The organism is Sorangium sp. So ce375 (assembly GCF_051473855.1).
Taxonomy (GTDB): Bacteria; Myxococcota_A; Polyangia; order Polyangiales; family Polyangiaceae; genus Sorangium.
In genome coordinates this window covers 1684588-1699054 of sequence record NZ_CP150335.1, presented here as the reverse complement: position 1 = coordinate 1699054, position 14467 = coordinate 1684588, and the positions used below count along the sequence as shown (strand labels likewise).

Genomic DNA, 14467 nt, shown 5'->3' with positions numbered 1-14467 from the left:
CGCGGGCCCCGATGACGCAGCTCCCCGACCTGCTCCTTCTCGCGCCCGATCTTGAAGACGCCATCCTGGCGCTCCAAGCCGTCACCGGCGCCGAGCCGATGCCGAGCGGACGCTGCGGGCCGTGGCGCATGCGGGGAGCTGGGCCAAGCAGCGGGGCGCCTTGGACTGGGCTCCGGAGGAACTGATCCCCGACACCTCGCGCGTCTTGATACCACCCCATCCGCCGCCGTACTCTAGAAATGGCTGGAAGCCACGCCTTCCGCCGCCATGGATTTCTGAACGGATGAGCGACGAGATACTCACGGTCCAAGAGGTCGCGGCCTTGTTGAAGGTCGCCGACAAAACCGTCAACACGATGGCCCAGAAGGGGCAGATCCCAACGTTCAAGGTGCGCGGGCAGTCGCGCTTCCGGCGCGCGGACATCGATGCGTGGATCCGCAGCAGGCGACCGCGTGCCGTGAGGAGGGAGGTCACGAGTAGCCAGTCGTCCCTCCCGCTGCCCGTGACGCTGGCCGAGCTCGAGTCGCACCTCTGGGAGGCCGCGAACATCCTGCGCGGCAGCCCGGTCGACCGCACGGATTGGAAGTCGTACATCCTGCCGCTGCTCTTCTTCAAACGCATCTGCGACGTGTGGGACGAGGAGCACGCCGCAATGCTTGCCGAGTACGGCGAGGACTTCGCCGACGAGCACCGTTTTCAGGTGCCTGAGGGCTGCCACTGGTCCGCCGTGCGCCGTGTGCCAAAGAACGTCGGCAGTGCGCTCGCCAACGCGATGCGCGGCGTCGAGGCGGCGAACCAGAAACACCTCTACGGCGTGTTCGGCGACGCGCAGTGGACCAACAAGGACCGGCTGCCCGACGAGCTGCTCAAGGACCTCATCGAGCACTTCTCGGCGCTCTCGCTCGGCAACGCCCGCGTCGCTTCCGACGTGATGGGCGACGCCTACGAGTACCTCATCAAGCAGTTCGCTGACGCGACCAACAAGAAAGCGGGCGAGTTCTACACCCCGCGCAGCGTCGTACGCCTGGTGGTCGACATCCTCGACCCGGAGGAAGGCGAGACGATCTACGACCCGGCCTGTGGCACGGGCGGCATGCTGCTCGCAGCCGTGGAGCACGTGCGCGAGCGCGGCGGTGATCCACGGACCTTCTTCGGCAGGCTGCACGGACAGGAAAAGAACCTCACCACCGCCTCGGTCGCGCGGATGAACCTCTTCCTGCACGGCATCGAGGACTTCGTCATCGAGCGCGGCGACACCCTTCGCAACCCGGTGTTCACCGACGCGAGCACCGGCGGCCTCGCGACCTTTGACGTCGTCATCGCTAACCCGCCGTTCTCTCTGGAACAGTGGGGCCGCGATGTGTGGGAAACGGATCCGTGGGGGCGCGCATTTGCGGGTCTGCCGGCGGACAGCAACGCGGACATGGCGTGGGTGCAGCACATGGTGAAGTCGATGGCACCCAAGACCGGTCGTATGGCCGTGGTGCTCCCGCAGGGCGCGCTCTTCCGTGGTGGTGTCGAAGCGCAGATCCGCAAGCACCTCCTCGAAAAAGATCTCGTCGAGGCCGTCATCGGCCTCGCACCGAACCTCTTCTACGGCACTAGCCTGGCCGCGTGCGTGCTGGTGCTTCGTCTGCGCAAGGCGAAGCGCAAGAAGGGCAAAGTCCTCATCGTCGATGCGTCCTCGGTGTTCCGTCGCGGGCGAGCTCAGAACTTCATGGACCCGACGCACGTCACCGAGATCCATTCGTGGGTGCAGGGATTCGCCGACGTCCAGCATCGCGCGCGCGTCGTCGACCTCTCGGACATCGAGAAGGAAGGCTGGACTCTGAACATCTCGCGCTACGTGCTTCCGCCCATCGAGGCCGACATCCCGCCGCTTCCCCTCGCTGTCGCCGCCTTCAAGGAGGCCCTCGCGAAGTGCCGCGAGGCCGAAGACAACCTTCGTCGCGTCATGCGCGAGGGGGGTTGGCTGTCGTGACGACGCACATGACCCACCAAGAGCTCGAGTCGTATCTTTGGGGCGCCGCCATCATCCTGCGCGGCCTGGTCGATGCTGGGGACTACAAGCAGTTCGTCTTCCCGCTGATCTTCTTCAAGCGCCTCTCGGACGTGTGGGACGAGGACTACGCCGCCGCCCTCACCGAGTCGAAGGGCGACACAACGTACGCGACCGCGACGGCCGACGACCGATTCGTGATCCCGGACGGCTCGCACTGGAACGACGTGCGCGCCGCCGCAAAGGACGTGGGCAAGAAGCTCCAGACGGCGCTCCGCGCGATCGAAGCGGCGAATCCCGGGCGACTCGACGGCATATTCGGCGACGCTCCGTGGACCAACAAGGAGCGCCTCCCCGACGTCACGCTGAAGAACCTGCTCGAGCACTTCTCGGGGCAGACGCTCTCGATCGCGAACGTGCCCGAGGACGAGCTCGGCAACGGCTACGAGTTCCTCATCAAGAAGTTCGCCGACGACAGCGGACACACGGCGCAGGAGTTCTACACGAACCGCACCGTCGTCCACCTCATGGTGCAGATGCTCGAGCCGAAGAGCGGCGACAGCATCTACGACCCGACCTGCGGCACCGGCGGCATGCTCATCTCGGCGCTCGCCGAGGTAAAGCGAAAGCGCGGCGAGCACCGGACGCTCAAGCTCTTCGGTCAGGAGCGGAACCACATGACGGCGTCCATCGCCCGCATGAACCTCGTGCTTCACGGCGTGGCAGACTGCGAGATCGCACGCGGCGATACGCTGGCCGCGCCCGCGTTCCACGAGGCCGACCGGCTCAAGACGTTCGATGTGGTCCTCGCCAACCCGCCGTACTCGATCAAGCAGTGGAACCGCGAGGCGTGGACCACCGACCCCTGGGGCCGGAACTTCCTCGGAACACCGCCGCAGGGCCGCGCCGACTACGCATTCTTCCAGCACATCTTGAAGAGCATGGACCCGAAGACGGGACGCTGCGCGATCCTCTTCCCGCACGGTGTGCTCTTTCGCAGGGAGGAGGCTGATATGCGGCGACAGCTCATCGAAGCCGATCTCGTCGATTGCGTTCTCGGGCTCGGGCCGAACCTCTTCTACAACTCGGCGATGGAGGCCTGCGTCGTCTTCTGCCGCTCGAGGAAGACGCCGAAGAAGCGCGGCAAGGTGCTTCTGATCGACGCGGTGAACGAGGTCGCGCGCGAGCGGGCGGTGAGCTTTCTGCGGCCCGAGCATCAGCAGCGCATTGAGGCGGCATACGCGGCGTTCGCCGACGAGGAAGGGTTCGCGACGGTCGCGACTATTGAGGAGATTGCCGCGCAGGGCTTCAGCCTGTCGATCCCGCTCTACGTGAAGCGTAAGACGGCCGCGACGAGCACGATGGAGGCAAGCCACGCGGCGACGCTGCGCGAGGCGTGGGAGGCTTGGGAGGACTCGGGGCGCACGTTCTGGACCAAGATGGATGCGGTGATCGACCTGCTCGACGGGCTTGTGGGCGACCAGGAGGTGGCCAATGGGTGACCTGAAGCCCGGGTGGAAGCGTTACAGGTTTGGAGAGATGGTGTTGAGCATGGGGGCGACCCGAAAGGCTCGCGGGTGGACCGCCAGCGGGAGTGGGGTCAACCGGTACGTCGGCCTCGAGCACTTGGACTCGAAGAGCCTCAAGATTCAGCGATGGGGTTCGCCGGACGACGTCGGAGAAAACAGCGACCTTCGGCACTTCGAGCCCGGTGACGTAATTTTGGCTCGCCGAGGAATCGAACTACGGAAGGTCGGGGTAGCAGAGTTTCGTGGTGTTGCTTCGGGACATGCCCTGGTGTTCCGCGCAAAGCCCGAGGTGGTGCTGCCAGAATTCCTGCCGTTCTTCATGCAGTCCGACGCGTTCATGCTGCGTGCGGAGCGATTTTCGGTCGGCTCCCTGTCGCGCACAGTTAACCTCTCAGCCCTGATAAGGGAAGAGTTCGCGTTGCCCCCGCTGGAAGAGCAGCGGCGCCTTCTACCTACCCTAGTCGGAGCTGAGGAGGCTCGGCGAGCCGCGGACTACCTGGCCGGCAGTGCGCGAATAGCGTTTCACTCCACAATCGAACATGCTCACGCCGAGACTGCGGCGCGATTCCCCTTGGTGGCGCTTGAAGGCGCGGTCGAGGCAGGACGACCCATCACTTACGGCATCCTAATGCCCGGCACCGGCTTTCCCGGTGGGGTCCCGGTTATCAAGGTTAAGGATTTCCCCGACGGCGAGATCCTCAGGACCGATTTGTTGCTCACCGACCCTGCGATCGAGCAAGAGTATCGTCGATCGAGACTACGTGGCGGCGACGTCTTGGTCTCGATCCGAGGAACCATCGGACGGGTCGCCGTGGTCCCTCTCGAGTTGGCCGGTGCCAACATCACGCAAGATGCTGCCCGGCTCTCGTTTCCGCCAAGTAGCAACCCGTCCTACTTTCGGGGTCTCCTGGAGTGCGCGACGTTGCAGCGCAGGATTCACAGCAACGTTCCTCCACCGGCTCCCGCTGGGATGCCGCGGTCCAAAGCAAAGCCTAGAGACCGGATTCAAGGTCTGAACATTGGCGAGTTGCGCCGCGTCGTGGTGCCCGTGCCGCCGCGGCAAGTACAGGATAGCTTCGCTGAAACGTTCGACACCGCGCGCGCCTCGGTGACCGCTAGCGCGAAGCGTGCGGAAGATGCCCAGAGATTGACGACGATGCTGGTTAACCGGCTTCTCGGAGGCGGCGCGTGACCTTCACCGAAGCCTCCACCGTCGAACTCCTGATCCGCGACCTGCTCTGCGGCGCCGTCACCCACCACACTGCCGTCGGCGCGGGCTTCGCGCGCAAGAGCGGCAAGCTCGCGGGACTCGGCTGGCACTACCTGGCGCCCGCGAACATCCCGCGTCAGCCCCACGAAGTCTTCATCGAGGACTGGATTCGCGACGCGCTCATTCGGCTGAACCCCGAGATCGCGGCCGTTCCCGACCGCGCCGACGAGGTCCTCTACAAGCTGCGGGCGATCGTGCTCGCGGTGCGTTCCGACGGTCTCCTTAAGGCGAACGAGGAGCTGACCGCGTGGCTGCGTGGGGACCGCTCGATGCCTTTCGGGCCGAACCACGAGCACGTGACCGTTCGCCTCATCGACTTCGAGAGGCTGGAGAACAACCAGTATGTCGTCACGAACCAGTTCACCTTCCTCGCTGGCCCCGCCGAACGGCGCGCGGACATCGTGCTGCTCGTCAACGGCCTACCCATCGTCCTCATCGAGGCCAAGACGCCTGTGCGCCATGCGGTGAGCTGGCTCGACGGCGCACTCCAGGTTCACGATGACTACGAGAAGAACGTCCCGGAGCTCTTCGTCGCCAACGCGTTCAGCGTCGCCACCGAGGGCAAGGAGCTGATGTATGGCGCCGTTCGCATGCCCGTGAACCTGTGGGGCCCGTGGCGTGGCGAGGACGAGGCGACGCCGGGCACGCTCGCGGGGCTGAAGGCGGCGGTGAGCGGCCTCCTGCGCCCGGCAGTGGTGCTCGACATCCTCGCCCACTTCACGCTCTTCGCGACGGACAAGAAGAAGCGCCGCATCAAGGTCGTCTGCCGCTACCAGCAGTACGAGGCGGTGAACCTCATCGTGCAGCGCGTCCTCATTGGCAAGCCTCGCAAGGGGCTCATCTGGCATTTCCAGGGCTCGGGCAAGTCGCTGCTCATGGTGTTCGCCGCTGAGAAGCTCCGGCTCCAGCCCGTGCTCGGCAACCCCACGGTCATCATCGTCGTCGACCGCATCGACCTCGACGCGCAGATCAGCTCGACGTTCCACGCCTCCGACGTGCCGAACCTCGTGAAGGCCGAGACGCGCGAGGACCTTCAGCGGCTGCTGAAGCAGGACACACGCAAGATCATCATCACGACGATCTTCAAGTTCGGCGAGGCTGAGGGCGTGCTGAACGACCGCGGCAACATCGTCGCCCTCGTCGACGAAGCGCACCGCACGCAGGAGGGCGACCTCGGCATGAAGATGCGCGCGGCGCTGCCCAACGCGTTCCTGTTCGGGCTCACAGGCACGCCCATCAACCGGCGCGACCGGAACACGTTCTACGCCTTCGGCGCCGAGGAGGACGCGCGCGGCTACATGAGCCGTTACGGCTTCGAGGAGTCGATCCGCGACGGCGCGACCTTGAAGCTCCACTTCGAGCCGCGCCTCGTCGATCTGCACATCGACAAGGCCGCCATCGACCAGGCCTACCAGGCGCTCACAGGCAAGCTCTCCGACCTCGACAGGGACAACCTCGCGAAGGCCGCCGCCAAGATGGCGGTGCTCGTGAAAGTGCCCGAGCGCGTGCAGAAGATCTGCGAGGACATCGCAAGGCACTACCAGGACGCGGTCGCGCCCAACGGATTCAAGGGCATGGTCGTGACCTTCGACCAGGAGTGCTGTCTGCTCTACAAGGCGGCGCTCGACAAGCTGCTGCCGCCCGAGGCAACGGAGATCGTCATCTCCGCGACCGGGTCCGATGAGCGCTTCAAGCCCTACGCGCGCTCGCGGGACGAGGAAGAGAAGCTCCTTGATCGCTTCCGCGATGCCAACGATCCGCTGAAGCTGCTCATCGTCACCGCGAAGCTGCTCACGGGCTTCGACGCGCCGATCCTCCAGGTCATGTACCTGGACAAGCCCCTGCGCGACCACTCGCTTCTCCAGGCCATCTGCCGTACGAACCGCACCTACGGCGACAAGAAGACCCACGGCCTCATCGTCGACTACCTCGGTGTGTTCGACGATGTGGCGAAGGCTCTGGAGTTCGACGAGAAGGGCTTCCGCAGCGTCGTCGGCAACATCGAGGGTCTCAAGGCTCAGCTCCCCGAGGCGATGCAGAAGTGCTTCGCGTTCTTCCCCGGCGTCGACCGCACACAGACCGGTTACGAGGGGCTGATGGCGGCACAGGAGTGCCTGCCGAACAACGACGTGCGCGACGCGTTCGCCGCCGAGTACTCGGTACTCGGTAAGCTCTGGGAAGCCATCTCGCCCGATCCGATGCTGCTGCCGTTCGAGGTCGACTACCGCTGGCTCACGCAGGTGTACGTCTCGGTCCAGCCGACGAGCGGCACGGGCAAGCTCGTGTGGCACGCGCTCGGCGCGAAGACCATCGAGCTGATTCACCAGAACGTTCACGTCGATGCGGTACGCGACGACCTCGAGACCCTGGTGCTCGACGCCGAGCTGCTCGATGCGGTCATCGGCTCGCCCAACCCGAAGAAACGCGCGAAGGAGTTCGAGATCAAGCTCACCGCGCGCCTGCGCAAGCACATGGGCGATCCTCGCTACAAGGCGCTGTCCGAACGCCTCGAGGCGCTCAAGGAGCGACACGAGCAGGGGCTGGAGAACAGCGTGGAGTTCTTGAAGCAACTCCTCGAACTCGCACGCGACCTCGTCCGCACCGAGAAGGACACGCCACCCGAGGAGGACGAAGACCGCGGCAAGGCCGCTCTCACCGAGCTGTTCCAGCAGGTGAAGAACGAAAAGACGCCCGTGATGGTCGAGCGCGTGGTCGCCGACATCGACGGGATCGTGCGGCTCGTCCGCTTCCCCGGCTGGCAGAACACCGCAGCCGGCGAGCGCGAGGTGAAACAGGCCCTGCGCAAGAGCCTGCTCAAGTACCAGCTCCACCAGGATGCCGAGATCTTCAAGCGCGCCTACGGCTACATCCGCCAGTACTACTGAGCGAGGCGCCGGGCTGCGTCTCGGTGCGACGCCTGGATGACCGTCATCCACGGTCGTTGGCGATGCGACCGTCGACGATCTCGACGACGCGGTCGCACTGGTCGGCGATGCGCGGATCGTGGGTGACGACGAGGAACGTCGTGCCGAGCTCGCGGTTGAATCGGCGCATCAACGCGAAGACCTCGGCCGATGACTCGGTGTCGAGGTTCCCTGTCGGCTCGTCGGCGAGGACGAGCGGCGGTCGGCGCGACAGCGCGCGCGATGGCCACGCGTTGCTGCTGGCCGCCCGAGAGCGCCGTCGCCCTGAAGTTCATCCGGTCGGCGAGCCCCACCGCTCCGAGCAGCTCGGCCGCGCGCGCCTTCATGGTCGACGAAGGGAAGCCTTCGTCGCCCCAGGCGGGCAGCATGACGTTCTCGAGCGCGGTGAACATCGGCAAGAGGTGATGGAACTGGAATACGAAGCCGAGCGTCCGCGCGCGAAGCCTGGTGAGGCTCGCCTCGTCGAGCCCTGTCGTGTCCTTGCCGTCGACGACCACGCGCCCGCGCGTCGGCCGATCGAGCAGGCCGATGATGTTGAGCAGGGTGCTCTTGCCGGAGCCGGACGGACCGATCAGCGCGGCGAACTCGCCCTTCTCGAGCCGGAGATCGACTCCATCGAGGGCGCGCGTGACGACGGCCTGGCCGTATTCCTTCACCACGCCTTCGACGACAAGCAGCGGATCAGCCATTGCGGATCGCCGACGCCGGGTCGAGCCTCGAGGCGCGTTGCGTGGGGAGCACGGCGGCGAGGAGCCCCACGCCGATCGCGAGGGCGGTCGCGGGCGCGAAGAGCTCGAGATCGAGCTGCACGGGAAACTTCGCGGCGCCGTCGGGCCCGCGCACGAGGCCCTCGAAGAGCTTCGACAGGAGCGCCCCGAGCGCCGATCCGACGAACGACCCGAGGAGCCCGAGGACCGCGCCCTGGATCAGAAAGATGCGCAGGACGCGGCCCCGCGACGTGGCGGGCGACCGTCTCTGCGAAGAGCTGATCGGCAAGCTCGACGCTCTTGCGCTCGGCGAGCAGCCAGCCAGCGGTCATGCGACTGAACAGGTCGAGGACGACGTACAGGCAGTAGAAGACCCCGGGCAGCGGCCCGCGCAGCTTGGTGATATCCCACGTCCAGATCTGGTTGGGGGCCATGGCGGTGAGCGTCGGCTTGACATGCTTCATCGGCCCACGCTGCGCGCGTCGCTCGCCGCTCTCGCCGGACGCCGCGAGTAACACAGAGGGCGATCCCGCGAGCGCTTCCGTCGTACGGGATGGGTGTCCTATTCGCCCCCGTGGCGCGACGCCATCATCGGAGCGATGACCTCGCCATCGAGGTGCTCGGGGATCAGGTGGGAGAAGTCGTCGTCCGTGGTGAGCAGCGTCGCGCCAGCAGCCTTGGCGCAGGCCGCGATCCACAGATCGTTCTTTCCCATGTTGCGGGCGCCGTCGGGATGGCGCTGCGAGACCAGGTCGAGCTGCACGTAGGCGTCAAGGACGGCTGGATGATTGATGTCCACGACAACCAGGTTGTCGAGCGCATTCGAGAGCGCCTTTAGCTTGGCGTCGCCCCAGGCGTTGCGCAGCGCGAGCGCGCGCACCTCGCCGAGGCTGACCACCGACACGAGCGGACGTTGCGTAACGGACCGCAGGCCGAAGCGCTCGTCGATGTACCGACCCAACGCGTTACCGCGCACCAGCGGGAGAATCACGCTCGTGTCGAGCAGGTAGATCCGCTGGCTCACCGGATCGCCTCGAGCGCGCCGAGCAGCTCGTCATCGGTCTCGTCCCCCGGCCACGTGCCGAAGAACGCCGACACGCCAGTGGCCTCGTCCTGCGGCACCCAGGAGGCCACGGGCTTCCTGGCGGTGGCTTTCGGCGCGCTCTCGAACACGGTGTCACCAGCGCGCGCGGGGCCGAGATACTCGACGTCGATGACCAGGAGCTTGCCGGACGGACGGAACTGGGCCATGCCCGAAACCACCACCCGCGAGCCGAACAGGGTCTTGAGCTGCTCGTTGTCGCGCGCGTCGAGCCGGGCAGCCACGGCAGTGCCATCGGCCAGCGTGAGCACGACGTCTGACTTCGTCGCGGAGATCGTGTCCAGCGTGCCGGTCACACGCACGGCCCTGGGATCCGGGGTCTCGTCGCGAAGGAGCTCGATCTTGCCCACATCGTCGCGTCGCACGACGAGGGGGGCGTCGAGCCCAGCAATGCCTTCGAGCTGTACGCCGTGAAAGCCGTCACGCGCAGCCCGAGCGAACCGGACGCAGGTGTCGAGCAGCGCGCGGTCGGCGAGCACGCGATCTCGGTCGCCCTTCACGACGCTCGCGAGCACCCCCGCGAAGATGTCCACGGCCGAGCTGCTCGTCTCGATCAGCCGCTGCGCCTCGACGAACAGCGAGACTTGATGCGCGCCTCCAAAGCGCTCGGGCGCCACGTCGGCCAGCGTCGGAGCCTCGAGCGCCACGACGGCGGAACCAGCGGTCAGCCCCGTGATTTCCACGCGACAAGCCGCATCGAGCCACGCGGGTCGCGGCCCCTTGCGCGTGCTCTCGCCCTCGACGACGAAGCGCGTCGCCTGGCGGGCGCCCTCGATCAGCGCGCCGACCGTCTCGAGAAGCACGTCTGCCGGAACGCGAAGCTCGCCGCGCATCCCTCCCAGCAGCGTCATGGTGTGCTTCTTCATCGCGGCCTCCCTCTCTATCTTCCGGTGTGCGGGCGCGACCGGCAAGGAGAGGAGGTGGAGCTGTGAACCCCAGAGCGAGGAGCCGTTCAGCGTGAACTCGAGAGCACCGCTCGGTCTCGGCTCTCCGTGGGCCGAACCTTGTGGTCCGTCGTCGCTCGTCACGCGCCCCGTCTTGCCCTGAGCGATCTCCAGGGTTCCGCGTGCGCGCCGCGTGAGCCGCGGAAAAGAAAAGAGGCCTTGCCAGGTTTTCCGGCAAGGCCCCTTGTCGGCCTGGCGCCCAGACCGGGTCGCCTCGGCGAAATGGCTCCAGCTGCTGGACTCGAACCAGCGACCCGGCGGTTAACAGCCGCCTGCTCTACCAACTGAGCTAAGCTGGAATGCGTTGGAGACGGGCGCGAGGATAGTCGGCGAGGCTTTCCCGTCAAGCGAATCCGTATCGCCCCTGAAGTTTACGTGACGCCCCCGTGTGCTCGCCCGCTCCGCGCGAGATTGCCCGCCCGGCGTGCTTCTGCGACAACGCCGCCGTGCAGCGCGCCGCCGTGCCCTCTCCGCCGCAGCCGCCGGACGCTCCGGCGCCCTCGGATCCCCCGCACTCCGCCCCGGATCCCTCGCGAACCGCCGCGGCCCCCTCACAACCTGCCCCGGCGCCCTCACCCTCCACCGCCCGCTCCGCCGGCCGCGGCGGCCTCGCCATCGCCGGGGCCAAGGTCTCCTTCATCCTCTTCGGCTTCGTCCAGCAGCTCATCCTCCCGCGCCTGCTCGGCACCGACGGCTACGGCGCGGTCTCCGTCGTCCTCGCGGGGGTCGGCGTCGTCAACAACGTCATCGTCGCGACGGGCATCCAGGGCGTCTCGCGCGCCGTCTCCAGCGTCGCGGAGCAGGACGTCGCCGCCGCGTTCCGCCGCACGCTCGCCCTGCACGCCGTCCTCGCCGTCGTCGTCTCCGCCGGCTTCGCGCTCCTCGCCGGCGCCATCGCCGACTTCTCCGAGGCCCCGCACGTCGCCGGCCCGCTGCGGCTCGCCGCCGCCGTCGTCCTCCTCTACGGCCTCTACGCCCCGCTCGTCGGCGCGCTCAACGGCCAGCGGCGCTTCCTTACGCAGGCCGCCTTCGACGTCGGCTACGGCGCGCTCCGCACCGCGAGCATCGCCGGCTTCGCCCTGCTCTTCCTCCGCGCCGGCCAGAGCGGCGTCCTCGGCGCCATCGCCGGCTTCGTCGCCGCGGCGTCCGTCATCGTCCCCCTCGCGGTCACAAGGACCGGCCTCGGCCGCCGCGGCAGCGCCGGGCCCTCGATCCGCGAGCACGCCGCCTTCCTGCTGCCGCTCGCCGTCTCGCAGACGTTCCTGAACCTGCTGCTCCAGACCGACTTCTTCCTCCTCCGCCGCTTCCTCGGGCAGGCCACCTCCGGGCTCGCGCTCGGCGCCAAGGCGGCCGACGACCTCATCGGCGTCTACCGCGGCGCGCAGCTCTTCGCGTTCCTGCCGTACCAGCTGCTCCTCTCGGTTACGTTCATCCTCTTCCCGATGCTCGCCCGCGCGCACGCCGAGCACGACCGCGCCGCGGTCCGCCGCTTCGCCATGACCGGCGTCCGCCTCTCGTTCCTGCTCACCGGGCTCCTCTGCGCGCCGATCTCGGGCCTCGCCCCGCACGTGCTGCACTTCGCCTTCCCGGTCGAGATCTGGAGCCGCGGCGGCGACACGCTCCGCGTCCTCTCCCTCGGCATGGGCGCGTTCGCCGTCCTCGGCGTCGCCTCGGCCGCGCTCACAAGCCTGCACCGGGAACGCGCCGCCGCCGCCCTCACCGCCACCACCGTCCTCCTCGTCGCCACCGGCTGCTCGATCGCCGTCCCGCGCGCCCCCTTCGGCCCCGACATGCTCGTGCGCTCCGCCGTCGCCACCTCGCTCGCGCTCGCCACCGCCGCGGTCGCCGGCGGCGTCCTGCTCCACCGCGCCGCCGGCGGCTTCGTCGCCGCCCGGACGGCGCTCCGCGTCGGCGCCGCGCTGCTCGTCGCGATCGCCGTCGGCACGCAGCTCCCGTGGCTCGGCAAGATCGCCGTGCTCGGCGAGGCGGTCCTCGTCGCCGTCGTGTACCTCGCCGTGCTCGTCGCCACGCGCGAGATCGGCCGCGAGGACCTCGCCGCCCTCAAGCAGGCGTTCGGGCGCGGCGCACGGCGCGCCTAGCCGCTCGCCGCGCGCGCCCGCCCGCGTCCGTCCCGACGCGCGCCCTGCGCGCCCGCCCACAGCCGCCTCCGCGCCCTCTTGACCGTCAGCCGGCGATCTCGCATACGGCCTCTCCCCCCAGCCCGGCCAGCGCCGCGCCCGCTCGAAGGCCGAGCGGGGCCCCACGGCGCGCCGGGCACGCACAGGCAGGCGAAGACGTGGCCCCTCAATTCATCTTCACGATGCAGGATGTCCGGAAGGTGCACCCCCCGAACAAGGAGGTGCTGAAGGGCCTGTGGCTCTCCTTCTTCCCAGGCGCCAAGATCGGCGTCCTCGGCTCGAACGGCGCCGGGAAGAGCACCCTGCTCCGCATCATGGCGGGCGTCGACAAGGAGTTCCTCGGCGAGGCGAAGCCCGCCGACGGCACCCGCATCGGCTACCTCCCCCAGGAGCCGCAGCTCGAGGCCGGCAAGACCGTGCAGGAGCACGTCGAGATGGCCGTCCACGAGGTCCGCTCCCTCGTCCAGCGCTTCGAGGAGATCGGCGCGAAGCTCGGCGAGTCGCCCCCCGACATGGAGGCGCTCCTCGAGGAGTACGCCGCCCTCCAGGACAAGATCGAGGCCGCGAACGGCTGGGAGATCGACCGCGTCGTCGAGCGCGCCATGGACGCCCTCCGGCTGCCGCCGCCCGACGCCGACGTCACAAAGCTCTCCGGCGGCGAGCGCCGTCGCGTCGCCCTCTGCCGGCTCCTCCTCGAGAAGCCGGACCTCCTGCTGCTCGACGAGCCGACAAACCACCTCGACGCCGAGAGCGTCGCCTGGCTCGAGCGCTTCCTCCACGAGTACCCCGGCACCGTCGTCGCCGTCACCCACGACCGGTACTTCCTCGACAACGTCGCCGGCTGGATCCTCGAGCTCGACCGCGGCGCCGGCATCCCGTACGAGGGCAACTACACCGGCTGGCTCGAGCAGAAGAAGAAGCGCCTCGAGCTCGAGCAGAAGCAGGAGAGCGCGCGCAAGCGCACCCTGGAGCGCGAGCTCGAGTGGGTGCGCCTGGCCCCCCGCGCCCGCCAGGCCAAGAGCAAGGCCCGCCTCGCCGCCTACGAGACGCTGCTCGCCGAGGACAAGTCGAAGAAGGTCGAGGAGAACGAGATCCACATCCCCGCCGGCCAGCGGCTCGGGAACGTGGTCGTCGAGGCCGAGCACCTCCGCAAGGGCTTCGGCGACCGCGTCCTCATCGACGACCTCAGCTTCTCGCTCCCGCGCGGCGGCATCGTCGGCATCATCGGGCCGAACGGCGCCGGCAAGACCACGCTCTTCCGCATGATCATGGGCCTCGAGAAGCCCGACGGCGGCGCGCTCAGGCTCGGCGAGACCGTGGAGCTCGCGTACGTCGACCAGTCGCGCGACGCGCTCAACCCGACAAACAACGTCTGGCAGGAGATCTCCGGCGGCGAGGATCGGCTGCTCGTCGGCAAGCGCGAGGTCAACTCGCGCGCGTACGTCGCGAGCTTCAACTTCGCCGGCAGCGACCAGCAGAAGAAGGTCCGCGATCTCTCCGGCGGCGAGCGCAACCGCCTCCACCTCGCCAAGCTGCTCCGCCGCGGCGGCAACGTCCTGCTGCTCGACGAGCCCACAAACGACCTCGACGTCGACACGCTCCGCTCGCTCGAGGAGGCGCTGCTCAACTTCGCCGGCTGCGCCGTGGTCATCAGCCACGATCGCTGGTTCCTCGACAGGATCGCGACCCACATCCTCGCCTTCGAGGGCGACAGCAAGGTCGTCTGGTTCGAGGGCAACTACGCCGACTACGAGGCCGACCTGAAGCGCCGCCTCGGCGCCGACGCGGCCGAGCCCCGCAAGCTCCGCTACCGCAAGCTCACCGCGGGCTGACCCGACCACGAGGCGAACGCGG

General features: G+C 67.9%; 9 protein-coding genes, 1 tRNA gene and 2 pseudogenes. 6 read left to right on the top strand and 6 right to left on the bottom strand.

All coding sequences use genetic code 11. The features are described 5' to 3' along the window. Positions 1–283: 283 nt before the first annotated feature. Genes WME90_RS06470 through WME90_RS06455 form a run of 4 tightly spaced genes read left to right on the top strand, consistent with a single transcriptional unit; the run spans position 284 to position 7683 of the window. On the top strand, positions 284–1981 hold the full coding sequence (locus tag WME90_RS06470) for an N-6 DNA methylase (RefSeq protein WP_437280193.1): 1698 nt from the start codon (positions 284–286) through the stop codon (positions 1979–1981). A gap of 8 nt (positions 1982–1989) precedes the next feature. Then, a complete protein-coding gene (locus WME90_RS06465) occupies positions 1990–3501 on the top strand; it encodes a type I restriction-modification system subunit M (protein ID WP_437280192.1) in 1512 nt (503 codons plus the stop codon). After that, positions 3494–4720, top strand: coding sequence for a hypothetical protein (locus WME90_RS06460; RefSeq protein ID WP_437280191.1), 1227 nt, complete (start codon positions 3494–3496; stop codon positions 4718–4720). The genes WME90_RS06465 and WME90_RS06460 overlap by 8 nt, the downstream gene beginning before the upstream one ends. Then, the gene (locus WME90_RS06455; RefSeq protein ID WP_437280190.1) at positions 4717–7683 is read left to right on the top strand and encodes a type I restriction endonuclease subunit R; all 2967 of its coding nucleotides are present in this window, start codon (positions 4717–4719) and stop codon (positions 7681–7683) included. The genes WME90_RS06460 and WME90_RS06455 overlap by 4 nt, the downstream gene beginning before the upstream one ends. Before the next feature lie 43 nt (positions 7684–7726). Here WME90_RS06455 and WME90_RS06450 read toward each other — a convergent pair. The 6 genes and pseudogenes from WME90_RS06450 to WME90_RS06425 all read right to left on the bottom strand — a co-directional run bounded on the left by WME90_RS06450 (position 7727) and on the right by WME90_RS06425 (position 10774). Further along, positions 7727–8411 (bottom strand): annotated as a pseudogene (locus tag WME90_RS06450) (ABC transporter ATP-binding protein). Continuing rightward, positions 8404–8718 (bottom strand): ABC transporter permease, encoded by a 315-nt coding sequence (locus tag WME90_RS06445; RefSeq protein ID WP_437280189.1) that lies wholly within the window; start codon positions 8716–8718, stop codon positions 8404–8406. Before WME90_RS06445 ends, WME90_RS06450 begins: the two are co-directional and overlap by 8 nt. Then, positions 8702–8863: pseudogene (locus tag WME90_RS06440) on the bottom strand (integrase catalytic domain-containing protein); the annotation flags it as partial. The gene WME90_RS06445 and the pseudogene WME90_RS06440, both read right to left, overlap by 17 nt. Positions 8864–8991: 128 nt before the next feature. Further along, complete coding sequence (locus WME90_RS06435; protein WP_437280188.1) at positions 8992–9453, bottom strand: PIN domain-containing protein; 462 nt, start codon at positions 9451–9453, stop codon at positions 8992–8994. Further along, complete coding sequence (locus WME90_RS06430) at positions 9450–10397, bottom strand: hypothetical protein (RefSeq protein WP_437280187.1); 948 nt, start codon at positions 10395–10397, stop codon at positions 9450–9452. Before WME90_RS06430 ends, WME90_RS06435 begins: the two co-directional genes overlap by 4 nt. A gap of 301 nt (positions 10398–10698) precedes the next feature. Continuing rightward, positions 10699–10774, bottom strand: a tRNA-Asn gene (locus WME90_RS06425). An 87-nt stretch (positions 10775–10861) separates the two neighbouring features. On the opposite strand from WME90_RS06425, the gene WME90_RS06420 reads away from it, so the two are divergent. Continuing rightward, the gene (locus WME90_RS06420; protein WP_437280186.1) at positions 10862–12574 is read left to right on the top strand and encodes a lipopolysaccharide biosynthesis protein; all 1713 of its coding nucleotides are present in this window, start codon (positions 10862–10864) and stop codon (positions 12572–12574) included. A 197-nt stretch (positions 12575–12771) separates the two neighbouring features. Then, a complete protein-coding gene (ettA, locus tag WME90_RS06415; RefSeq protein ID WP_437280185.1) occupies positions 12772–14445 on the top strand; it encodes an energy-dependent translational throttle protein EttA in 1674 nt (557 codons plus the stop codon). The last annotated feature ends 22 nt before the right edge of the window (positions 14446–14467 follow it).

Excerpts from the sequence above, each read along its gene's own strand:
- WME90_RS06470 (WP_437280193.1), top strand. The coding sequence starts at position 284 with ATGAGCGACGAGATACTCACGGTCCAAGAGGTCGCGGCCTTGTTGAAG.
- WME90_RS06465 (WP_437280192.1), top strand. The coding sequence starts at position 1,990 with ATGACCCACCAAGAGCTCGAGTCGTATCTTTGGGGCGCCGCCATCATC.
- WME90_RS06460 (WP_437280191.1), top strand. The coding sequence starts at position 3,494 with ATGGGTGACCTGAAGCCCGGGTGGAAGCGTTACAGGTTTGGAGAGATG.
- WME90_RS06430 (WP_437280187.1), bottom strand. The coding sequence starts at position 10,397 with ATGAAGAAGCACACCATGACGCTGCTGGGAGGGATGCGCGGCGAGCTT.